General features: G+C 69.0%; 21 protein-coding genes. 11 read left to right on the top strand and 10 right to left on the bottom strand.

Annotation, left to right across the window (positions count from 1 at the left end; genetic code table 11):
• The first annotated feature begins 60 nt into the window (after positions 1-60).
• Positions 61-774, top strand: coding sequence for a DUF1223 domain-containing protein (locus MF270_RS04700; RefSeq protein WP_238364693.1), 714 nt, complete (start codon positions 61-63; stop codon positions 772-774).
• A 185-nt stretch (positions 775-959) separates the two neighbouring features.
• Here the strand turns inward: MF270_RS04700 and MF270_RS04695 are convergent, their stop codons facing one another.
• Positions 960-1874, bottom strand: coding sequence for a lysophospholipid acyltransferase family protein (locus MF270_RS04695; RefSeq protein WP_238364692.1), 915 nt, complete (start codon positions 1872-1874; stop codon positions 960-962).
• A gap of 84 nt (positions 1875-1958) precedes the next feature.
• Entirely contained in the window at positions 1959-2681 is a 723-nt protein-coding gene (locus tag MF270_RS04690) for an enoyl-CoA hydratase-related protein (protein WP_238364691.1), read from the bottom strand.
• Between the two features lie 133 nt (positions 2682-2814).
• Here MF270_RS04690 and MF270_RS04685 point away from each other — a divergent pair, with 133 nt between their 5' ends.
• The 4 genes from MF270_RS04685 (at position 2815) to MF270_RS04670 (ending at position 9294) form a co-directional block, all read left to right on the top strand.
• Complete coding sequence (locus tag MF270_RS04685; protein ID WP_238364690.1) at positions 2815-5331, top strand: cation:proton antiporter domain-containing protein; 2517 nt, start codon at positions 2815-2817, stop codon at positions 5329-5331.
• Between the two features lie 146 nt (positions 5332-5477).
• Positions 5478-5990: an ureidoglycolate lyase gene (locus MF270_RS04680; protein ID WP_238364689.1), complete on the top strand. Its 513-nt coding sequence runs from the start codon at positions 5478-5480 to the stop codon at positions 5988-5990.
• Positions 5987-7738 (top strand): hydantoinase/oxoprolinase N-terminal domain-containing protein, encoded by a 1752-nt coding sequence (locus MF270_RS04675; RefSeq protein ID WP_238364688.1) that lies wholly within the window; start codon positions 5987-5989, stop codon positions 7736-7738. Before MF270_RS04680 ends, MF270_RS04675 begins: the two co-directional genes overlap by 4 nt.
• Entirely contained in the window at positions 7735-9294 is a 1560-nt protein-coding gene (locus MF270_RS04670) for a hydantoinase B/oxoprolinase family protein (protein WP_238364687.1), read from the top strand. The genes MF270_RS04675 and MF270_RS04670 overlap by 4 nt, the downstream gene beginning before the upstream one ends.
• Here the strand turns inward: MF270_RS04670 and MF270_RS04665 are convergent.
• The 4 genes from MF270_RS04665 to MF270_RS04650 form a co-directional block, all read right to left on the bottom strand.
• Complete coding sequence (locus MF270_RS04665; RefSeq protein WP_238364686.1) at positions 9291-10811, bottom strand: tripartite tricarboxylate transporter permease; 1521 nt, start codon at positions 10809-10811, stop codon at positions 9291-9293. The genes MF270_RS04670 and MF270_RS04665 overlap by 4 nt on opposite strands.
• Positions 10811-11257, bottom strand: a complete 447-nt coding sequence (locus MF270_RS04660; RefSeq protein ID WP_238364685.1) for a tripartite tricarboxylate transporter TctB family protein — start codon at positions 11255-11257, stop codon at positions 10811-10813. Before MF270_RS04660 ends, MF270_RS04665 begins: the two co-directional genes overlap by 1 nt.
• Positions 11258-11316: 59 nt before the next feature.
• Positions 11317-12288 (bottom strand): Bug family tripartite tricarboxylate transporter substrate binding protein, encoded by a 972-nt coding sequence (locus MF270_RS04655; protein ID WP_238364684.1) that lies wholly within the window; start codon positions 12286-12288, stop codon positions 11317-11319.
• 69 nt (positions 12289-12357) lie between these two features.
• Positions 12358-13611: an NAD(P)/FAD-dependent oxidoreductase gene (locus MF270_RS04650; protein WP_238364683.1), complete on the bottom strand. Its 1254-nt coding sequence runs from the start codon at positions 13609-13611 to the stop codon at positions 12358-12360.
• Between the two features lie 99 nt (positions 13612-13710).
• Between MF270_RS04650 and MF270_RS04645 the strand changes: the two genes are divergently transcribed.
• Positions 13711-14622, top strand: coding sequence for a LysR family transcriptional regulator (locus tag MF270_RS04645; protein ID WP_238364682.1), 912 nt, complete (start codon positions 13711-13713; stop codon positions 14620-14622).
• Here MF270_RS04645 and MF270_RS04640 read toward each other — a convergent pair.
• Positions 14619-15383 (bottom strand): IclR family transcriptional regulator, encoded by a 765-nt coding sequence (locus MF270_RS04640; protein WP_238364681.1) that lies wholly within the window; start codon positions 15381-15383, stop codon positions 14619-14621. The genes MF270_RS04645 and MF270_RS04640 overlap by 4 nt on opposite strands.
• Before the next feature lie 210 nt (positions 15384-15593).
• Here MF270_RS04640 and MF270_RS04635 point away from each other — a divergent pair, with 210 nt between their 5' ends.
• From MF270_RS04635 to MF270_RS04615, 5 genes are all read left to right on the top strand, one after another.
• Positions 15594-16604 carry a TRAP transporter substrate-binding protein gene (locus MF270_RS04635; RefSeq protein ID WP_238364680.1) on the top strand — a complete coding sequence of 337 codons (1011 nt, stop codon included), beginning with the start codon at positions 15594-15596 and terminating at the stop codon, positions 16602-16604.
• Between the two features lie 73 nt (positions 16605-16677).
• Complete coding sequence (locus tag MF270_RS04630) at positions 16678-17193, top strand: TRAP transporter small permease (protein ID WP_238364679.1); 516 nt, start codon at positions 16678-16680, stop codon at positions 17191-17193.
• Entirely contained in the window at positions 17190-18491 is a 1302-nt protein-coding gene (locus tag MF270_RS04625; protein WP_238364678.1) for a TRAP transporter large permease, read from the top strand. The genes MF270_RS04630 and MF270_RS04625 overlap by 4 nt, the downstream gene beginning before the upstream one ends.
• A gap of 55 nt (positions 18492-18546) precedes the next feature.
• The gene (locus MF270_RS04620; RefSeq protein ID WP_238364677.1) at positions 18547-20007 is read left to right on the top strand and encodes a glutamine synthetase family protein; all 1461 of its coding nucleotides are present in this window, start codon (positions 18547-18549) and stop codon (positions 20005-20007) included.
• A 3-nt stretch (positions 20008-20010) separates the two neighbouring features.
• Complete coding sequence (locus MF270_RS04615; protein ID WP_238364676.1) at positions 20011-20346, top strand: 5-carboxymethyl-2-hydroxymuconate Delta-isomerase; 336 nt, start codon at positions 20011-20013, stop codon at positions 20344-20346.
• Here MF270_RS04615 and MF270_RS04610 read toward each other — a convergent pair.
• The 3 genes from MF270_RS04610 to MF270_RS04600 are packed head-to-tail and all read right to left on the bottom strand — an operon-like array spanning position 20343 to position 22449.
• Positions 20343-20822: a hypothetical protein gene (locus tag MF270_RS04610; RefSeq protein ID WP_238364675.1), complete on the bottom strand. Its 480-nt coding sequence runs from the start codon at positions 20820-20822 to the stop codon at positions 20343-20345. The two genes, MF270_RS04615 and MF270_RS04610, sit on opposite strands and share 4 nt — an antisense overlap.
• Positions 20819-22045, bottom strand: a complete 1227-nt coding sequence (locus MF270_RS04605) for an aromatic ring-hydroxylating dioxygenase subunit alpha (protein WP_238364674.1) — start codon at positions 22043-22045, stop codon at positions 20819-20821. The genes MF270_RS04610 and MF270_RS04605 overlap by 4 nt, the downstream gene beginning before the upstream one ends.
• Positions 22042-22449: a Rieske 2Fe-2S domain-containing protein gene (locus MF270_RS04600; protein ID WP_238364673.1), complete on the bottom strand. Its 408-nt coding sequence runs from the start codon at positions 22447-22449 to the stop codon at positions 22042-22044. Before MF270_RS04600 ends, MF270_RS04605 begins: the two co-directional genes overlap by 4 nt.
• Positions 22450-22648 lie beyond the last annotated feature (199 nt).

Raw genomic sequence — 22648 nt, 5'->3', positions numbered from 1 at the left:
CCTTGATTGGTGTTACGATGAACACCCGCCTAAGACGGGATGTGACACAAGGACACGGGAATGCACATGCGATCCAGGATCGGAGCCGTCGCCGGGCTGGCCCTTGCACTGGCCGGGGCAATAGTCGGGGGGGCAGGCGCCACCGAACGCGGGGTCGTGGTGGAGCTTTACACCTCGCAGGGCTGTTCCTCTTGCCCGCCGGCCGACGAGCTGCTGGCGCGGCTGTCGGAAAAGGACGGGGTGATCCCGCTGGCGCTGCATGTCGACTACTGGGATTACATCGGCTGGACCGACATCTTCGGCGATCCGCGCTTTACCAAGCGGCAGAAGAAATACGCCCATGTGGCCGGGCGGCGCATGATCTACACGCCGCAGATGATCGTTTCGGGCACCGATCACGTGGTCGGCACGCATCCGATGGACCTGGCCGACCTGATCGACATGCACGAGGAACGCCCGGTGCCCGTCTCGCTCGAGCTGACGCGGGACGGCGATGCGCTGACCATCACGCTCGAAACGGTCGCGCCGCTGGGGCCGACGATGGTGCAACTGGTGCGCTACCTGCCGTCCAAAGAGGTCAAGATCAAGCGTGGCGAGAACGCCGGCAAGACGCTGACCTACACCAACATCGTCACCGATTGGCAGGCGCTGGGTGACTGGGACGGCGAAGGGCGCGACGCGATCGAGGCGCAGGTGACCGGGGACCTGCCCATCGTGGTGATCGTGCAAAAGCCGGGGCCGGGCGAGATCGTCGCAGCGGGACGGCTGCGCTGAGAAAGTCCTGACCGGGCGGTTGCGCTGAAAAGTCGTGGCGCGGAGGCTGCGCCAAGCTGCCCCTTTGGCCCGAACGCGCCTGACGGCAGCCTGTCCGGACCGACGGCCTGAAACCCTGCGCTGAAAATTGAGGCGGTCCTTTGGGTCGTCCGGCCAGGAAAGCAGCGCGTCGCGAACGCGGCACCTCACGTCTTCGGGGCGTCCTTGCCCACCTTCCAGCGGCGGTGAATCCAGAACCACTGGTGCATGTTCTCGCGCACCAGCGCCTCGAGCCCGTCGTTGACCGCCTGGGTCATGGTCTCGGGGTCGGAATGGGGGATCGGCGCCTGCACCACGATCTCGAAATCCAGCCCGTTGTCCTTGCGCCGCGCGTAGACCGGGATCAGCTGGGCCCCGAATTTCAGCGCCAGCTCGGCCGTGACCGGAGAGGTCAGAGCGGGCTTGCCGAAAAAGCGCGTGGTCGTCCCGCGCGCATGCAGGTCGGTGAGGATGCCCAGCACGCCGCCGCCCTTCACGTGGCGGACCATCTGGCTCATCCCCTTGCGGCCCTGTTCGAACATCGGCGCGCCGATGGCGGTGATCGCGCGCACGTAATGGGCGTTGAACCAGGGGTTGGCCATCGGGCGGTAAAGCGCGCCCATGTTGTGCCCCCGCGCGATCAGCGCGGCGCGGGCGGCGTCGTAATTGCCGAAATGGCCGGTAACCAGGATCACGGGCCGGCCTTCGTCCCGCGCCGCGTCGATGGCGGCAAGGCCGGGTCCAGTGAACGTGGCCTGCCGCGCCCGGGCGACGAATTCGGCGCCCGAGTAGATCTCGATCAGCGTGCGGCCCGCGTTGTCGGGTACGGCGCGGCAAAGGCGCTGCACCTCGGCCTCGGGCAGATCGGGCATCACGTAGGCGAGGTTGGCGCGGATGCGGCGGCGAAAGCCGGTGAAGGGCGCCACCAGCGTGGTCACGATCCAGCCCATCATCGGCACGCGCCAGCGGTAGGGCACCTGCAGCGCCAGCCAGATCAGCGCCCGAAAGATGGCATTCGACAGCCAGTAGCGTGCGAGCGTCAGCCGGCCCGGTCCCGTCGTCTTGTCGCCAGCCTCGGCCATGCCCGTTCCTTTGCGGTTCGGGCGCAGACATAAGGCGGGCGGGCCGGGGCGGCAAGCGCGCTCGGACCCGCAACGTCGCGGCCCTCAGCGCGGGCGGGCGTTCCAGGCGGCGGCGCGCTGGCGTTCCTGCCCCAGCGCCTCGGGCAGGGGATGGCCGAGGCCGGCGTCGATCAGGCCCTTCATCGCGCGCAGCACGTCCGGCGCCCATTGCGCGACGTCGCGGGCCAGCGCCTGCGCGGCCGCGCCCAGATCCTCGTCGGCGACGACGCGGGTGACGAGGCCCAGCCGCGCCGCCTCGTCCGAGGGGATGCGGCGCGCGGTCAGGCTGATCTCCTTGGCGCGGGCCGGGCCGACAAGGCGCGCCAGCCGCACCGACAGGCCCATGGCCGGCAGGTAGCCGATCTTGACATGGCCATCCTGGAACCAGGCCGATTGCCCGGCGATCAGCATGTCGCAGGCCAGCGCGATCTCGAAGCCGCCGGTGACCGCGAGGCCGTTGATCGCGCCGATGATGGGGGTCTCGAGCCCGGCCATCACCTCGCCGATCCCCGGACCCTCGGGCGCCGGGTCCTCCGCGGTCGCCGGCCCCTCGCGCAGGTCGATGCCGGGGCAGAAGGCGCGGCCGGTCCCGGTCAGCACCATCACCTTCACGTCGTCCCGCGCATCGAGCGCGGTCAGCGCGGCGACAAGCGCCCGTCGCAGCCGCCGCGACAGCGCGTTCAGCGCCTCGGGCCGGTTCAGCGTCAGCGTCGCGACGCCCTCGCTCACCTTGATCAGAAGGACGTCACCATCCTGCGCCTTGTCCATCCCGGCCCCCTTTCGCCAACGCCCCAAGCTGGCGCGCCCCGGGGGCCGGGGTCAAGGGCCGCGATCGGCGGGCTGGCGCCAAAGCGCCAGACATGGCACTCGCAAGCGCCGTCGGTTCTGCTAAATCCCTGTCATGGACATCATCCTCGTCACCACGGTCATCGCATCGCTCTTCCTTGTCATCGGCGTGGCCGAGCCCTTTGCCGCGCGCGTGCGCATGCCCTACAGCGTGATCCTTGCCGTGCTGGGCACGTTGATCGCGGTGGCGGCGACATTCTTTCTGCGCACCGAGCTGACCGATGCGCTGAACCCGGTGGCCGAGGCGATCCTGGGCCTGCCGATCCGGTCCAACGTCTTCCTCTACGTCTTCCTGCCGACGCTGCTGTTCCAGGCCACGCTCGAGATGAACCTGCGGCGGATGCTTGACGACTGGGTGCCGATCCTCGTGCTGGCCGTGGTCGCGGTGGTCGTGGCGACCGTCTCGGTCGGCTATGCGCTCTACTGGGCCAGCGCGCTGCCGCTGGCCGCCTGCCTGCTGATCGGGTCGATCGTGTCGACCACGGACCCCTCGGCGGTGGTGTCGATCTTCCGCTCGATCTCGGCCCCGCGCCGCCTTGCGCGGATCATCGAGGGCGAGAGCCTCTTGAACGACGCCGCCGCGATCTCTCTCTTCGGGCTCTTCATGGGCTTCGTCATGCTGGGCATTCCCGACCCCGAGCTGGGCGAGGCGATGGGCCGCTTCCCGGTGCTGATCGCGGGCGGGGCGCTGACCGGCTGGCTGGCGGCGCGGGCGGCGGTCTGGATCATGGGGTTGTTCGCCCGGCACGAACTGGCGCTGATCTCGATCTCGGTCGCGCTGCCCTATCTTGCCTATATCGTGGCCGAACAGAGCATTGGCGCTTCGGGCGTGATCGCCGTGGTGGTCGCGGGCATGACGCTGAACCTCACCGCGCCGGGCCGGCTGCCGCCGCAATCCTGGGCCAACATGCGCGAGCTTTGGGGCGTGCTGTCGCACTGGGCCGGGGCGCTTATCTTCATCCTCGCCGCGCTGCTGATCCCGCGCCTGCTGGAAGAGGTACGGTGGAGCGATTTCGCGCTGGTCGGCGTGGTCGTTCTGGCCGCCGTGGCCGCCCGCGCGGCGGTGCTGTTCGTGCTGCTGCCGCTGCTGACCCGCGCGCGGCTGTCGCCGGCGGTCGAGCGGCCTTACCGCGTCGCGATCCTGTGGGGCGGCTTGCGCGGCGCGGTGACGCTGGCGCTGGCGCTGGCGGTGACCGAAAGCTTCCGCGTGCCCGACGGCATCCAGCGCGTCGTCGGCATCCTCGCCACCGGCTTCACGCTGTTCACCCTGCTGGTGCAGGGGACGACGCTGCGCTGGGTGATCGGGCGGCTGGGCCTCGACCGGCTGTCGCCCATCGACGAGGCGCTGTCGCGGCAGGTGGTCGCCGTGGCCCTGCAGACCGTGCGCGAGGATGTGGCCCGCACCACCGGCAATTACGACCTGAACCACGACACCGTCCGGTCCGAGGCGAAACGCTTTGGCGAACGGTTGGACGCCGCCGTGAAACGGGCCGAGGAAAACGCCGACATCCTCGACCGCGACCGGATCGCGCTGGGGCTGATCGCGCTGGCGGGGCATGAACGCGACACGATCCTTGTCCGCGTGCGTGAACGGACGATCTCGGCCCGGATGGCCGAAGTCGTGCTGTCCGACGCCGACCGGCTGATCGAGGGCGCGCGGACCCAGGGCCGCACCGGCTACCAGCGCGCCGCCCGCCGGACGCTGGCGTATGGCCGCGGCTTCCGCGCGGCGGTCTGGCTGCATGGGCGGATCGGGCTGTCGGGGCCGCTGGCCCGGCTGACCGCCGACCGGTTCGAACACCTGCTGTCGCAGCGGCTGATCCTGCGCGACCTTGGCGCCTTCATCGACGGGCGCATCCGGCGCATCCACGGCCGCCGCGTGGCGGACTTGCTGCACGAATTGCTCACCCGCCGGATCGAGGCGGTCGAGACCGCGCTGGAAGGCATGCAGCTGCAATACCCCGGCTATGCCGAAGAGCTCGAGCGCCGCTTCATCCGCCGCACCGCGCTGCGGCTCGAGGAACGCGAATACGTCGCCATGCGCGAGGACGGGCTGATCGGGGCCGAGGTCTATACCGCGCTCATGCAGGGCCTCGCCGCGCGGCGCATCAAGGCCGAAGATCGCCCGCGCCTCGACGTGGCCGTGCAGCGCGAGTTCTTCGTGCAGCAATTCCCGCTGTTTGCCGAGCTGGACGAACGGTCGTGGAAACGGCTGGGCCGGTCGCTGATGACCCGCTATGTCAACCCGGGAGAAGAGGTGCAGCGCAAGGAATCGGCCTTTCGCAGCGTGTTCTTCATCGCCTCGGGCGCGGTCGAGCTGGAAAGCGCCAACCAGACCTGGCGGCTGGGGCGGGGAGAGATGTTCGGCCAGATGGCGATCCTGATGAGCAAGGCGCGCCGGGCCGACGTGCGTGCCATCGCGCCGACCACGCTGCTGGTGCTGGACGAGGAACGCTTTCGCAAGCTGCTGGCGCGCAGCAAGTCGCTGCGCACCGCCGTCCGCGCCAGCGCCGAAAAGCGCGGGATCGACCCCGACGTGCTGCTCCCGGTCGAAGAGGTGGCGGCCGAGTGACCGACGCCTCCAGTCGCGCTGGTGGCCCAAAAGCGCGCGATAATCGACCGTCCGCGCTATAAACCGAGATTTCGGCAGAATCGAACTGGACCTCCGCGGCGCCTGCCCGCATCATCCCGGGGCCCGCCCCCGGATCGGAGAGCCCCTTGCCCCCATCAGCCCCCCTTGTCGTGCAGGCCCGTCCGCTGACGGCCGAGGATTTCGCGCCCTACGGCTCGGTCGCGCGGCCGGGCGCGGGCGCGGTCAAGGCGATCCGGGACGGCCAGGTGCGGCTCAGCAAGAGCCCGGCCGGCTTCGAACATGCGGCAGGGGCACCCCGGCTGGCGCTCGATTTCTACGAGGTCGCGGCGACGGCGCCCCGGCTTTCGGCGCAGCAGGTCGAACGGCATCCGCTTTCGACGCAGATGTTCAGCCCGATGCGGGCCACCCGCTGGCTTGTCGCCGTCTGGCCCGATGGCCCGGACGGCCAGGTCGAGGCCTTCGTCGCCGGCCCGGAAGAGGTCGTGACCTATGACCCCGGCGTCTGGCACCACGGCGTCGTCGCGCTGGACAGCACGGCGACATTCACCTCGCTGATGTTCAAGACGCCGGACGGGCAGGGCGACACCGAATTCGCCGCGCTGCCCGCCCCGGTGCTGATCGACTGGCCCGCCGCATGAGCACGCATCTCGCCGTCGATTTCGGCGCCAGCTTTGCCGATTTCGTCGCCTGGGACGGGCAGGGCCTGTGCAGTTGCAAGGTGCCGACCGGGCCGGATATCGCCGCGGTGACCCGGCAGGGCGTGGCGGCGCTGGGCCTCGCGGGGCCGGCGCTTGAGACTGTTCGGATGGTCACCACCGCGCCGCTGAACGCGCTGCTGGACCGGGCCGGGGCGGGCGTCGCGCTGCTGACCACGCGCGGCTTTGCCGACACGCTGCGGCTGGGGCGGCAGAACCGAGTCTCGCTCTACGATCCCGTTGCACGCTCACCCGCGCCGTCGTTCCTCGTGGAGCCGGACGACATCCACGAGATCGGCGGCCGGAACGATGCCTCGGGCGCCGAGGTCACGCCGCTGGACGCGGGCGACATCGACGCCGCCATCGCCGCCATTCGCGCGCGGGGCAACCCGGCCGTGGCGGTGTGCCTGCTGTTCTCGCATCTCGCGCCGGCACACGAGCTGGCCCTGGCCGAGCGGCTGCGGGCGGCCTTTCCCGGGCTTGCCATCAGCCTCTCGCACGTCGTCGACCCGGCGCCGCGGGAATACGACCGCACGGTTTCCGCCGCGCTTGACGCCTGGGTCGCGGCGCGGGCGACGGCGGATCTTGCCGCCTTCCGCGCGGGCCTGCCCGATGGCTTTGCCGGAGACCTGCTGCTCGGCGAAGGTCGCGGCGTGCTGGTCCCTGAGGGTAGCTTTGCCCGCCAGCGCGCGGTGCTGCTGACCGGCGCCCCTGCCGCCGCGGCGCGGGCCGGGGCGGCGGCCGTGGGTGGGACGCAGGACGCCCTGGTCATCGACATCGGCTCGCAAAGCGCCGACATCGCGCTGGTCCGGGGCGGCGACCCGGTGGCTGTCGATTACGGCCGCTATGCCGGTGTCGACATACGCGCCCCGATGGTCGACATGGTCAGCGTGCCGCTGGGCGGCGCCCGCCGGGTGCGGGTCGAAGCCGGCGCCGTGACCTTCGACGGGGAGGCCGATGCGCCGACCCTCGACGACGCGCTCACCGCGCTGGGCCGCCTGCCGGGGCCTATGTCTCTGGCCCGGGCCGAGGCGCAGCAGATCGTGTCCGCCGCCGCCGCGCAGCTGGCGATGGCACTGATCCGCTTTGCCACGCGGCGCAACGTGGACCCGGCCCGCACAGGGCTGTACGTCATGGGCGGGACCGGCCCGCTGATCGCGACCGAGATCGCGACGGCGATGGGGCTGGGCGCGGTCACCGTGCCCCGTGCCCCCGCCGTTGCCGGGGCGATGGGGCTGGCCATGGCGCCGCGCCGGACCGAGGCGACAGCCCGCGTCGATCGCGCGCTGGATGACCTGACCGATGCCGCCCTGGCTGACCAGCTCGACCGGCTCGACGCCGAGGTCGGCTGGGCGCAGGTCTTGACCCTCACCCTCTCGGCCCGCGCGCAGATGCATCCGGTGCAGCTGGCCCTGACCGCACGTCCCGGTACGGTGGCCGAGGTTCGCGCCGCACTGAGCCGCGCCTATGCCGACCAGTTCGGCGTGGCACCGCCCGGGCCCGGGCACCTCTTTGCCATCCGGGCGCACCGGGACGCGCGGACGGCCCTGCCGCCACTGGCCAGACGCGATGCGCCGAAGCGCGACGCGCTGGGCCTCGTCGCGACCGAGGCCGGTGCGATCCATCTGCCCGATGGCTGGCGCATCGCCGAAGACACGGCCGCACATGTCCTGACGAAGGTCACCTTATGAGCGATGATCTGAAGATCCTGCAACTGCGGCTAGACGGGCTGGCCGAGACCATGCAGCAGACCTTGCTGCGCTGCGCCGTCTCGCCGGTGGTGCGCGAGGGGGCAGATGCCTCCTGCGCGCTCTTCTCGTCGGCCGGAGAGGTCCTGGCTCTGGCCGAGGCGATCCCGCTGTTGCTGGGCGCGCTGCCCGGTTCGGTCGGTGCGATCCTCGAGGCCTACCCGGCAGAGGGGATGCAGCCGGGCGACATCTACCTCACCAACGACCCCTTTTCCGGCGGCACGCACCTGCCCGACATCGCGGTTGTGCAGCCGATCTTTGCCGGCGACACGCTGGTCGCCCTGTCGGCCAGCCTCTTGCACCACCAGGACATCGGCAGCACCCGCGCGGGATCGGTCCCGCCCGATGCGACCGAGATCTTCCACGAGGGGCTGCGCCTGCCGCCGATCCTTGCGGGGCGGGACGGCGCCTTCGATCCGGCGATCCTGCGGCTGATCCGGGCGTCGTCGCGGGTGCCGGACGTGGTGACCGGGGATCTAGAGACGCAGCTGGCGGCGGGGTTCCGCGCCGCCTCGGGCGTGGCCCGGCTGGCGGACGAGCGGGGCGCCGCCGGGTTCGTGTCCGCCTGCAACGCCATGCTCGCCAGGGCCGAGGCCGAGACCCGCGCGCGGCTTGCGGGCCTGCCCGCTGGCCCGTTCCATGGCGCCGATGCGCTCGACCCTGTACCGGGGCTTGGCCCCTGCGCGGCCGAGGTCGCGGTAAAGTTCCAGGACGGCGGCATGATCGCCGACTTCCACGGCTCCTCACGCCAGGTGGCCGCACCAGTGAACTGCGTCCGCTCCGGGCCCCTTTCAGCCAGCTTCTACGGGTTGCTGACCCTGCTGGACGACGACGCCTTGCGCAACGGCGGCGTGCTGCGCTGCCTCGAGCTGCGCCTGCCCGAAGCGAGCGTGGTCAACGCATCGCCCCCGGCCGCTGTCAATGCGCGGATGAACATGGTGCGCTGCATCACCTCGGCCCTCTTGCAGGCCCTGTCCCAGGCCGATGGCGCGCGGATGCCGGCGCCGAACTCGGGCATGTCCTTTGTCATCGCCTTTTCCGGCACCGACGCCACTGGCCAGCGCTTCCTGTCGACCGAGATCGTCGCCGGCGGTGCGGGCGGCGGGCCTGACGCGGACGGTGCGCCCGCGATCTCGACCGACGTGGGCAACGCCATGAACATCTCGGCCGAGGCGCTCGAGGCGTCGGTGCCCATGCGGCTGGTGTCGGCCGAAGTGCGGCGCGGCTCGGGCGGGTCCGGGCGGTTCAAGGGCGGCGACGGGGTGCGGCGGACATACGAGGCGCTGGCCGATGGCATCGCCGCCTCGATCCGAGGCGAACGGTTCGCCCGCGTGGCGCAGGGCGCCCATGGCGGCGGCGCGCCGAAGGGCTCGGCCGTCACGGTCCTGCGGGCGGATGGCGCGCGCGAAGAGCTGACCGCGCGCTCGGCCATCACGCTGAACAAAGGCGACCGGGTGGTGGTGGAAAGTTCGGGCGGGGCCGGCTTTGGGGCGCCCTAATCCTCGGCCACGGCGCCGGGTTTCTGGCGCAGCAGACGCGCCCGCAGGCCGGGCAGGAAGACCGAGGCCAGGAACAGGACGCTCAGTCCCATGAACACCGCGCTGATCGGGTTGGTGAAGAACACCGTCGCATCCCCGCGCGACAAGAGCATGGCGCGCCGGAAATGTTCCTCGAGCAAGGGCCCGAGGATGAAGCCCAGCAGCACCGGCGTCGCCGGGAAGCCATAGCGCCGCATCAGCGTGCCCAGCACGCCGAAGCCCAGCACCACGAAGATATCGAAGACGTTGTTGTCGGCCGAATAGACCCCGACGCAGACAAAGACCAGGATCGCGGGGTAGAGCAAGTTGTAAGGCAGGCTCAGCAGCTTGACCCACATACCGATCAGCGGGATGTTCAGCACCAGCAGCATCAGGTTGCCGATCCAGAAGCTCATGATCAGGCCCCAGAACATCTGCGGCTCGGAATTGATGAGGTTGGGCCCCGGGGTGATCCCGTGCAGGATCATCGCGCCCATCAGCACCGCCACCACCGCGTCGCCCGGAATGCCGAGGCTGAGCATGGGGATGAAGGCCGATTGCACGCTGGCGTTGTTTGCGGCCTCGGGGGCAGAGATCCCTTCCAGCGCGCCGTGGCCGAAACGTTCGGGCGTCTTCGAAATCCGTTTCTCGGTCGCGTAAGCCATGAGCGAGGCGATGCCCGGCCCGGTCCCCGGCAGCGCACCGACGAAGGACCCGATGCCGGCGCCGCGCAGGGTGGGGCGCACGATCTGCCGCCATTCCGCCCGGGTCGGCAGCATGTCGGCCATGCGGATGCGGCCCACGTCCCGGATCACCGATTGCGGCTGCCCGATGTTCGAGATGATCTCGGCCACGCCGAAAAGGCCCATGGCCACGGCGACGATGCTGAACCCGTCCGCCAGCTCGAAAAGACCAAAGGTATAGCGGAACTGGCCGGTGTTCACATCCGTGCCGACCATGCCCAGCAGCAGGCCGAAGACCACCATGGACAGCGCCTTGAAGGGCGAGCCGATGGTCAGGGTCGAGGCCGCGACAAGGCCCAGCAGCATGACCGAGAAATACTCGGGCGCGCCGAATTCCAGCGCGAATTCCGCGATGGCCGGGGCGAAGCCCATGACCAGGATGATAGCGATTGACGAGCCGACGAAGCTGTTGATCGCGGTGACAAATATGGCCAACGGTGCCTTGCCCTGCTGCGCCATCGGGTAGCCGTCGAGGCAGGTGATGGCGGCGGTCGCGGTGCCCGGCAGGTTCAGCAGGATCGACGCGGTCGAGCCGCCGTATTGTGCGCCGTAGAATATGCCGGCGAGCATGATCAGCGCGTCCGTAGGGTCGAGGTAATAGGTCAGCGGCAGTGCCAGCGAGATCGCGGCCAGCGCGCCGATCCCCGGCAGCACGCCGACGAAGGTGCCGATCGTGACACCGATGAAGCAATACATCAGCGTATGCCAGGTCAGCGCCGTGGCAAGGCCGGTCTGGAAGCCCGCGAGTAGGTCCATCACGCGCCTCCGAAGGCCGCGAGCGGAAGGCCCAGGCCCCAGAGGAACACGGCCGTGCCGAGGGCCGAGATGATCGCCGCCGTCAGCGCCAGCCGCTTCCAGTCACGGAAGCGCTCGAACACCGCGCAGATGGCAAAAAGGAGCAACGTGGCGGGGATGTAGCCGATATGTTCGACCGTGAGGCCGAAGGCGAGGATGCTCAGCACGACCCCTGCCAGCGCGCCCCAGGCAAAGGGCTCGGGCGGCGCGGCATCGCTGCCCCGCGCCTCGATCACGACGCCCAGGCCGGTGGCCATCAGAAGGCCCGCGAGGCCGAGGGGAAAGAACCCCGGCCCGGGGCGAAAGACCGACCCAAGCGGGTAGGTCAGCGCGCCTGCGCCGATGGCCGCGCCGGCAAGGATGATCGTGATGCCGGGCAGCAGCGAAGTCGCGGGGGATCGGGCCAAGGGATGCGTCCTGAACGGGGTCTTGGGGGCGGCGGGCAGGCGCCGCCCCGGTCATGCTATCACTGCTTGAGGCCGGCCGCATTCACCACTTCGGTCCATTTCTCGACCTCGCTGGCGATGAAGGCCTTCGAGTCGGTCGGCGTCATGCCTTCGACCAGGAAGCCGCGTTCGCGGAAGATGGCCTGCATCTCTTCGCCGCCCAGCGCCTCGGAGACGGCGCCGTACAGCGCGTCCAGCGCCTCGGGCGGGGTGCCGGCGGGGGCGAAGAGGCCCTGCCAGGAGAAGGCCGCGTAGCCGTCAAGGCCCGCCTCGGCGATGGTCGGCACGCCCTCGAGCAGGAAGTGTTCCTGCGTGCCGGTCACGCCCAGCGCCTTCAGCCGGCCCGAGGCGATGTATTCCGAGGTCACGAGGATATCGCCGAACATGGCGTCGATCCGTCCGCCCAGCAGGTCCTGCAGGGCCGCGGCGCTGCCGGTGTAGGGGACGTGCAGCAGCTTGGTCTCGGATTCGAGGCCGAAGAGCTCGCCCGCCATGTGCATCGAGGTGCCGACGCCCGGCGTGCCATGGGTGAAGGTCTCGGGATTAGCGGCGGCGTAGTCGAGCACGTCCTGGACCGAGGTGAAGTCGCTTTCGGCATTCACCACCAGCGCCAGCGGCGACGAGATGACGATGCTGACCGGGTCGAAATCGGTGACCGGGTTGTAGGGCAGGTCGTCACGCAGCGCGGCCGAGATGGCGTTCGAGCCGGTGACGCCCATCAGCAGCGTGTAGCCATCGGCATCGGACTTGGCGACGTAGTTGGCGCCGACCGTGCCGCCGGCGCCGCCGCGGTTCTCGACCACCACGGGCTGGCCGAGCTGGGCCGAGATCGATTCGCCCAGCTTGCGCGCCAGCAGGTCGGTCGAGCCGCCCGGCGGGAAGGGGACGACGATGGTGATCGGCCCCTCGGGGTAGCTTTGCGCGGCCAGGGGGCTGGCCAGTGCAGCGGCAAGGGCGGCCGCGCTGGCGGCCAGGAAAGAACGTCTGAACATGATGTTACCTCGTCTCTGTCGGGTTGGGGGCGGCCCGTTTGGCGGGCCTCTTCTGGTTATGGGCGGGGCTCATGCGAAGAGCCCTTGTTTGAAGCGGGTCGGGGCAAAGGGCGCAAGGTCGATCTCGGGCGCGCGGCCCGCGACCAGGTTGGCGATCTCGCGCCCCGTGGTGGCGCCGCCGCACATGCCGACGTGGCCATGGCCGAACCCCAGCCAGGCGTTGTCGACCTTCGGCGCCGCGCCGATCACGGGCATGGAATCGGGCATGCAAGGGCGGTGACCCATCCACTTGGTATGACGCTCGGTGCGCATGCTGGGGAACATCTCCTGGCCCACGCGCAGGAGCGAGTCGGCCCGGCCATAGTTCGGCGCAGCTTTCAGCCCCGCCAGTTCCACCGTGCCGGCCAGGCGCAGGCCCATGGCCATCGGGTTGACCATGATGTTCTGCTCGACCGCCATCACGTTGCGATTGAGGTGGATGCCCGGCCCCTCGACCGTCACATGATAGCCGCGCTGGCTTTCCAGCGGCACCTTCGCGCCCAGCTGGCCGCTCAGCCGCGCCGACCAGGCGCCGGCGGCGATCACCACGGCGTCCAGCTCCACCGCCTCGCCCGAGGCAAGCCGCACCGCGCGGACGCTGCCGCCGGTGATGTCGAACCCGGCCACCTCTTCGCGCAGATGCGACGCGCCGTCAGTGACCGCCTGGTCATAGAGCGCCTTGACCAGCGCCGAGGGGTCGGGGGTCGAGCCGTTGTCGGGCGCGTATTGCCCGAAGCCGAAGGACCCGCGCAGGTCGGGCTCCAGCTCGAACAGCGCCTCGGCGTCCAGCTCCTGCATCTCGACCCCGAGGCCGCGGCGCAGGTTGGCGCCCCAGGACCATTTCTGCGCCATCTCGCGGGTGGAGTAGACGTAAAGACAGCCGTTGCGGCGCACCATCGACATGGCGCCGGCGCGTTGCAACAGCGGCGTGTAGGCGTCGAAGACCGGGGCCAGCAGCCCGCGCATAGCCGACGCGATCCGCGTCACCTCGGCCTCCGACGAATGGCGCAGGAACCGCATGAGCCAGGGCAGCACCACGGGCAGGTAATGGCTGCGGATCACCAGCGGACCATCGGGATCAAGCAGCCATTTCGGCACCCTCTTCCACATCCCCGGCATCGCCACGGGCAGGACGGCACTGGGCGAGATCGACCCGGCATTGCCAAACGAACAGGCCTCGCCGGCCTCGCGCGGGTCGAGGAAGACGACCTCGTGCCCGTCCCGTTGCAGCCACCCGGCGGTGGCGACACCGACGATGCCGGTTCCGATGATCCCGATCCGCATATGGGTCGTTCTTTCCTGTTCGCTGGTCTTGCCCCGATTGTTGTTGTGAAGAATCCACAATACAAACAAAATGATTTTGCAAATCCATCAGGAAACCTTATGCCCCTGTCCCTGCGCCAGCTGCGCGCCTTCCTCGCCGTGGCCGAGGCCGAAAGTTTCACCGGCGCCGCCGAGCGCATGAACCTGACCCAATCGGCGGTCAGCATGCTGGTGCGGCAGATGGAGGAGGATCTGCGCCTTCCGCTTTTCGTCCGGTCGGGCCGGGGGGCGACGCTGACCGAGTTCGGCGCCTCGATCCGGCCCACGGCGGCGCGCGTACTGGCGGACGTGGACAATATCGCGGATGCGGCGGCCGACCTGCGGTCGCTCCAGCGCGGGCAGTTGCGGATCGCGGTGCCGCAGCTGCTGGGTACCTGCTGGCTGCCCGATGTGCTGACCCGGTTTCGTGCCGCCTACCCGGAGGTGCAGGTCAGCGTGCTCGAGGCGGCGGGCGACACGGTGACGGATGCGGTGGCGCAGGGAGAGGTCGAGATCGGGATCGGCCCCGAACGCCCCATCGCCAGCGGGGTCTCGGCCGATTTCCTCTGGACCGTGCCGATGCAATTGGTGGTCCCGGCCAGCGCGGCGGCCGAGGTCGGCCAGGCCCATTCGGCGCGCGATCTGCGGCAGATGCAGTGGATCAACTACTCGGACGAATACACCGCCATGCTGCACCGCGTCCTACTGGGATCGCCCGAAAGCGCGCGGCCGCAGGACATGCGCGTGCTGGGGCTGATGAGCGCCATGGCGATGATCGGGCGGGGGACTTACGTGACCGTCGCGCCTGCCTATGCGAGCCTTTTTGCAGACGCCTTCGGGGTGCGCTTCCTGCCGCTGGAAGGGCCGGCCAGCCGGCGGCGGTTCCTGTCCTACGCCCGCGCGCGTCATGACCTGTCGCCGGCGGCGGCGGCCTTCCTCGAGATGGCGCGGGACGCGGGGCCGGTGGGGTCGGACCGCGACCCCGAAGGTTAACGCAGGGCGGCCGCGATCTCGGGGACGTGGCGTTGCAGGATGCCGGTGAGGCGCGGATACTCTGACGGTGGCACGACAGTCATCGGTTCCGAGAGCCCCAGCGCCGCCTCGGCCCGGCCGAGCGCGCCGATGGGCACGGCGATGCCGACCGCGCCGGCCTCGAACTCGCCCTCGACGATGGACACGCCCGTGTCGCGGATGCGCCGGACCGCGTCGGCGATAAGGGTACGGTCGGTCAGCGTCTCGGGGGTAAAGCGCTCGACCGGCAGGGTGGCGATCATCTCCTCGGCCCAGGCGTCGTCGCCCCAGGCCAGCAGCATGCGCCCGATGGCGGTCGCCAGCAGCGGCAAGCGGCTGCCGACCGTGAAGCCGAAGGTGTAGCGCGCGTTCTGTTGCGTCGATTGCGCCACGTAGACCGCCGCATTGCCGTCGCGCATGGTCAGCCCGACGCTGTAGCCCAGCTCGCGCGCGCAAAGCTCCATCAGCGGCTGCACCCGGCGACCGAACTGGTTGCCGCGCAAGAACCCGCTGCCCAGCACCAGCACGCGCGGGGTCAGCGAATAGCGGTTCTCGTCCTTGTGGACATAGCCGAGGTGCACCAGCGTCAGCACCAGCCGCCGCACCGCCGCGCGTTCGATCCCCGTCAGGCGCGCGATCTCGGCCAGGGTCAGGTGGCTGTGCGCGTCGTCAAAGGCCCGCAGCACCGACATGCCCTTCATGAAGGTCAGGGAAATGTCCTTGGTCGGGATGTCCGGCTGCACGTTGCGCTCCTCCTGCGGCGCCCATTAATCCGGCAGGCACCTGTCTTGGTGGTTGTAATGCCGGTGAAAAGCCCCTGCGGCAAGCGTTACCTGTCTTGACTCTCGGAACATGTATTTACCATGCGGTATATTATCGATCATAATGAAACCTGAGCGACTGGTCGGTGCTCCTCCACCGCCTTTCGCCGCCAACAGCGGAGTCCCGTCCCCATGTTCCGACCCCTTGCCACCTCTGCCCTGGTTCTTGCGCTTGCCACCGGCGCAGCCCAGGCAGAAACGCTGCGCTATGCGCATTTCATGTCGGCGACCAGCTGGCAGAACCAGACCATCTTTGAAGACTGGGCCACGGCGGTCGAAGAGGCCGCGGGCACCGATCTCGACGTGCAGATCTACCCGTCGCAGACGCTGGGCAAGGCGGTCGCGGGCTATGACAACGCGGTCATGGGCATCGCCGACATCGCCTGGACGGTGCCGGGCTACACCGCCGGCCGCTTCCCCCTCAGCCAGATCGTCGAGCTGCCGGGCCTGTTCGACACGGGCGCCGTGGGCTCCTGCGCCTTCCAGATGCTCTACGATTCCGGCGCGCTGGATGCGGAGTACGCGGACACGCATGTTCTGTTCGTGCACACCCATGACGCGGGGCATCTGCACACCGGCTCCAAGCCGGTCAATGACCTCGACGACATGAAGGGGCTGAAACTGCGCCGCCCGACTCAGGTCGTCGGCAACCTGCTGGAAGAACTCGGCGCTGAACCTGTCGGCATGCCCGCCCCTAACACCTACGAGGCGCTGCAGCGCGGGGCCATCGACGGCTACATGCTGCCTTGGGAAAGCGTCGAAAGCTTCCGCCTGGACGAGCTGACCGAATACCACACCGTCTTCGGCTTCTACGCGCTGGCCTTCGTCACCACGATGAACAAGGCCAAGTACGAGGGGCTGTCGCCCGAGGCGAAGGCCGCCGTGGACGCCAATTCCGGCATGGTCTGGGCCGTGACCGCGGGCCGTGGCTATGACGAGGCGGGCGCCAAGGTGCTGGAGGGGCTGCGCGAGACCTCGACCGTGATCGAGCTGAGCCCCGAGGAACGCGCCAAGTGGGACGCGGCCGCCGAATCCGCCCGCGCCGCCTATATCGCCGAGCTCGACGGCATGGGCCTGCCGGGGACCGAGACCTATGCCGCCGTGCAGGGCTACGTCACCGAATGCCAGGCGCAGCTGAACTGAGCCTTGCGTTGATCCCCGGACGGGCCGCCATCCGCGCGGCCCGTCTTGCATGAACAGACCAATGGACCCGACCATGATGACAGTTCTGATCCGCCGGATCGCCGGGGTGATGGAGGCAGGCAGCCTGATCCTCGGCGCGCTCGGCCTTTTGTACATGGTCGGCGTGGTCGGCCTGAACGTCGCGGCGCGCATCGTCTTTGACCTGACCGATACGGGGGTGAACCTGATGATCCCCGGCGCGATCGAGCAGGTGTCCTACATCCTCGGCATCGTCGCGCTGGCCGGACTGGCGGCGTCGATGTCGCAGGGCATGATCCTGGTCGATTTCCTTGTCGCGCGCCTGCCGGAGCTGGCCCGCACGCTGGTCGCGCGCTTCTGGTTCGCGGGGCTGGTGGCGCTGGCGCTGGTGCTGGGCTGGCTGTTCACCGAGGACATGCTGGCCACCTACCGTCGCGGAGAGGCCACGCAGGATCTGCGCCTGCCGATGTTCCTGATCTACGGGCTCTACGCGCTGCAAAGCCTCGCCCTCGCCGTGGTCGCCCTGCGCGAGGCCCTGACCAACCAAGGCGCACAGGGAGAGATCGCATGACCCCGCTCATGATCGGTTACGCCTCGATCGCGGCGATGTTCGTGATCCTGATGCTGGGCGCGCCCATCGGGCTGGCCATGATCACCGTGGGCTTCGTGGGCTTCTCGGCCATCATCGGCTTGGCGCCCGCGCTTGGCGTGCTGAAGACCGCCACATTCGAGACGATCACCAGCTATTCCTTCACCCTGATCCCGCTGTTCCTGTTGATGGGCAACCTCGTCTCGCGCTCGGGCATCGCGGCGGACCTGTTTCGCGGCGCGTTGCGGCTGACACGGGGCTGGTCGGGCGGGTTGGCGGCGGCGGGGATGACCGCCTCGGCAATCTTCTCGACCGTGTCGGGGTCGTCGCTGGCGACCGCCTCGACCATGACGCGGGTGGCGTATCCCGAGATGCAGGCGCATGGCTACGATCCGCGTCTTGCCACCGGATCGCTCGCCGCTGGCGGGACGCTGGGCATCCTCATTCCGCCGTCGATCGCGCTGATGCTCTACGCGCTCATCACCGAACAATCGGTGGGCACGATGTTCCTTGCCGGGATCCTGCCGGGTGTGCTGGCCTTTGTCCTCTACACGATCACCATCCTGCTGATGGCGCGCATCTGGCCGCCCGATGCCACCCTCGCGCCGGTGGCCGAGGTGGAACCTGCCGGCCGCTTCGAGACCCTGCGCCTTTTCGCCCCCGCCATCCTGCTTTTCGGCCTCGTCATGGGTGGGCTTTACGGCAACTTTTTCACCCCGACCGAGGCGGGCGGGGTTGGCGCCGCGCTGGCGCTGGTTTTTGCCCTCTGGCGCCGGGTGCCAAGCGCCGAGCTGGTCGCCGCCTTTACCGAGACCATCGTCACCTGCGGGTCGATCTTCCTGATCCTGATCGGGGCCGAGGTCTTCGGCTTTGTCCTGTCGACCTCGCAACTGTCGACCGCCCTGGTCGATTTCCTGAACGGCAGCGGCTTCGGCCCCTGGCAGGTGCTGCTGGCGATCCTCGTCTTCTACGTGATCCTCGGCTGCTTCATGGAGAGCCTGGCGATGATCCTGCTGACGGTGCCGATCTTTTTCCCGGTGATCCTCGCCAACGGGTTCGACCCGATCTGGTTCGGCGTGATCGCCGTCGTCACGGTGGAACTCGGCATGATCACCCCGCCCGTGGGCATGAACCTCTTCATGGTCAAAAGCGCCTCTCGGGGCACGCCGCTGACGACCATCATGGCGGGGGTTGTGCCCTTCGTGGTAACGGATGTCATTCGGCTGGGCATCCTGCTGGCCTTCCCGGCCATCTCGCTGCTGCTCACCGGGCGGCTTTGACGCAAATTCCCCGGCCCCTTGCTGGCCGGACCTGACAAGACGAAAGGCCCTTGGCATGAGTTCATCCATAAACGACCGGATCGCAGAGGGGCGCCTCGCGCGCCAAGGCCTGCTGTCGGCCGAGGCCGTGGCGCAGGCCGCCGACCTGGTGGAACGGGTCGAGGCGGGCGATCTCGAAACGGTGCGCGTGGTCTTTGCCGACCAGCACGGGCTCTTGCGCGGCAAGACGGTCACGGCGCGCAGCCTTGCGTCGATCTTCCGCTCGGGGCTGAACCTGCCGGGCACGCTGCTGCTCAAGGACACCTCGAACCGCACGGTGTTCCCGATCTGGGACGGCCAGTCGCCCGGCGTCATGGCGACCATGGCCGGGGCAGGGGACATGCTGCTCGTGCCCGATCCGAGTACGTTCCGCGCGCTGCCCTGGGCGCCGCATTCGGCCTGGCTGATGTGCGATCCTTTCGCCCGCGACGGCAGAGCGCTGCCCTTTGCCCCGCGCCCGGTGCTGCGCCGCGCGGTCGAGGCGCTGGCTGAAAAGGGCCTGACGCTGACCGTGGGGCTCGAGGTCGAATTCCACGTCTTCGCCCGCACCGCCGCCGGGCTGGAGCATAGCGACGCCGGCATGCCCGGCACGCCGCCCGCGACCGCGCTGCTCGACCAGGGGTACCAGTACCTGTCCGAGGCCAATTACGACCGGCTCGAGCCGGTGATGGACATGCTGCGCCGCCACGCCGAGGCGCTGGACCTGCCCGTCCGCTCGACCGAGGTCGAGATGGGGCCCAGCCAGTTCGAATTCACCTTCGAGCCTGCCGATGCCCTGACCCATGCCGACAACATGATCATGTTCCGCACCATGGTTAAGGAGGTCTGCGCCCGCGAAGGGATGCACGCCACCTTCATGTGCCGTCCCAAGGCGCCCGGCAGCGCCTCGAGCGGCTGGCACCTGCACCAATCACTGGTCGATGGGACGGGCCGGAACCTCTTTGTGCCCGAGACCGAGGGCGCGCTGACCCCCGAGGCCAGCGCCTGGATCGCGGGCCTTCTGGCCCATGCCACCGAAAGCTGCCTGCTGACCACGCCCACGGTCAACGGCTACAAGCGCTACCAGCCGTTCCAGCTGGCCCCCGACCGGATCGAATGGGGCTATGACAATCGCGGCGCCATGGTGCGCGCGCTGATGGCTCCCGGCGATCCCGCCAGCCGGGTCGAGAACCGCGTGGCCGAGCCCGCCGCGAACCCCTATTTCTACTTTGCCTCGCAGGTGCTGTCGGGGCTGGCGGGGCTGGACGCCACCATGACCGCCCCCGATCCGGTCGAGACGCCCTATGACAACGACGCCACCGCCCTGCCGCCCAGCCTCATCGCCGCGATCGAGGCCTTCGAGGCGGGCGATCTCTACCGCCGCACGCTGGGCGCGGACTTCGTCGATTACATGTCGGTGCTGAAACGGGCGGAGTGGAAGCGGTACCTCGCCACCGTCTCGGAATGGGAACATGCCGAGTATTTCGGGATCTTCTGAGCCATGCCGCACGTGGTGATCGAGTATTTCTCAGAGGGCGGCATCGACCGCCCGGCGGTCCTGTCGGCTGCGCTGGACGCCGCCGCAGGCAGCGGCGTGATGGCGCGCGAGGACATCAAGGTGCGCCTGCTGCCGTCCGAAGCGATCCTCTTCGGCGACGGGCGGCGCACGTTCATCCACGTGACGATTTCGCTGCTGGCGGGGCGCGGCCCCGAGGCCAAGCTGGCCCTGTCCCAGGCCATGACCGCCGCGCTGCGCAAAACCTGTCCGGAGATCGCGGCGATCAGCTGCGACATCCGGGACATGGACCCGTTCCCTTACAAGAAATCGCTGGTCTAGGCCGAAAACGGCCGGAAACCCGGGCCGTCGCTGACCAGTGTGGCGGCGACCGTCAGGATCTCTCCCGCCTCGATCCGGCGGGCATTGGGCCGGGAGGACAGGCCAAAGCCCATCACGTAGGCCGGCTCGGCCAGCCGGATATCGGCGGGCAGGGCGGCGTCGCCGCGCCCGTCCAGCCAGCGCCAGTCGCCCGAACCGGTGAGCGAGATGTCATGCTCGCCCGTCGCATCGCAGTAAAGCACGGTCACGAACAGCGCGTCGATCACACCGGCATGGCCGTCGCGCAGGTGCAGCGGCACGGGGGCGTCGGGGGCAAGGCCCGCGATCTCCATAACCGGGGCGTGGCTCAGCACCAGCCAAGCCCAGGACAACTGGTGGCGCGCCATCAGTTGGCGCACCGATTCCTTCAAGGTGAAATAGCCGTCGAGGATGTCGTCGAACGGCTCGGCCCCCTGGCCCGCGCGGCTTGTGATCAAACCGTCGCGTCCCAAGGCGCCGCGCGGCGCCGCTCCATGTCCGCCGCGACCGAGGCCGCCAGCCAGTCGTCGCTGTCCGCGATCGCGTCGTTCGACAGCGGCCCGATGATCTGCGGCGTCTCCTGCCGGTCCTGCATGGGCAGCCGGTCGAGCTTGCCGGTCTGCACCGCCTTGATCGCGCGGCGCAGCAGCAGCCGGTAGCGGATGATCGCCGCATCGCCGCGGCCCAGGTGTTCGCGCGTGCGGTCCTGGATGGCGCCCATGCTCTCGACCGCCCATTGGTCATGCACGTTGATGTCGAGCCCCATGCCCGTGTAGGTCAGGCTCGCCTGCTCTTCGGGGTCGTAATGGTAATCGTTGGCGCGGTTCTTGAGCGGGGCGTAATCGGGCAGGCGATGCTCCTTGAGGCGCTGCGCGCGCATCAGCTCCTTGTTCACCGGTTTGTCGAAGCTGGTGAACATCGTGTACCAGTAGCAATTTTCGTCGTCGATCGGGACGTGCCACTGGGTGATGATCATCTCGCGGCTCATCGGGATGCAGATGGCCGAGGGGAAGATCTGGTTGGTCACCCGCACGTGAGTCAGGTCATTCGCCATGTGCCGCAACGCGGTGATTTTGAGGCCAAACTCGGTCTCATCCACCTCGATGTCGGGACGCGGGTAGTCGCGCAGCACCTGGGTCATCGGCATGTCGGTGTTGGCCGCCTTGTCGCGGAACTGCTTGCCGTAGCTGTCGGCCGGGTCCTCGTCCTCGAGGAACCGGTGCAGGAAGGACGCGTGGCTCGGGTCGATGCCGATCTCGAGCGCCTGCAGCCAGTTGCATTCCCACAGGCCCTTGAAGGCAAAGACATGGGTGTCCGGCGCGCGGAAACAGTCGAAGTTCGGAAAGGCGGGCGGGGTTCCGTCGCCAAGATAGGCGAAACAGATGCCGTTCTTCTCGACGACGGGGTAGGTCGCGCCGCCTTGCACCAGCCTGATGTCCTCGCGCGCGGGGTGATGCGCCGGCGGCTCATCGGCGCTGGCCTCGCGCTGTGCCAGGACAAGCGCGCCATCAGCGCCGCGCATCAGCACCAGCCGCTCGCCCAGCAGGTTGACGGGCAGCAGCGGGTCAGCGTCCAGCTCGTCCGTCAGGGCGGCGGGCTGCCAGTACATGCGATGCACCGCGCCGGCATCCGTGCCGGGTCCGATGCGGGTGATCTGGTCGTTCAGCTTTTGCGTGATCATTCGGTAACCTCTTCGAGGGTGGCGGGCGCGGTCGCGGCAAACCAGGCCAGGATCTCTTCGCCGCGCTGGGTCACGGGGAAACTGGGCTGGCGGATCGCCTTGTACATGGTGGAATCCTCGGGCTCGGCCGGCTGTTCGGTGCATTGCCCGGTGCGGTCGAAATGCCAGCCGTGGAACGGGCAGCGGATGCCGTTGTTCTCGTGCCGGCCAAAGCACAGGTCGGCGCCGCGATGCGGGCAGTAGCGGCCGATCAGGCCCAACTGCCCCTCTTCGTCGCGAAACAGCACCAGCTTGTGGCCATGGGCCGTGACCGGGATCACCGGGCGCTTGCCAGCCAGGTCCGAGGTCGCGGCGATGCGCACCCAGGCCTCGGGCGGGGCGTCGGTTGGGGGCGTGTCGGTCATCCTTTGTCCTCTCCCTCCCGCGGCGGTGGCCCGGGCGTCCTGGTGTTTGGTCGAATATCGACCAGGTGCGCTTTATTCAAACTTCGCAAAGTTTTTGCCCTGGGTCAATGGGCAGCCGCCGGTCGGGCCGGAAAAGCGCCAACCGGGCGCGGGATCGCCCAACATCTTGCCGAACTGGAGGGGGTAGGCGGCGCGAAGG

Source organism: Mesobacterium pallidum, from assembly GCF_019966535.1.
Lineage (GTDB): Bacteria > Pseudomonadota > Alphaproteobacteria > Rhodobacterales > Rhodobacteraceae > Mesobacterium > Mesobacterium pallidum.
The sequence above is the reverse complement of the archived record's forward strand: the minus strand, read 5'-3'. Positions and strand labels throughout refer to the sequence as shown.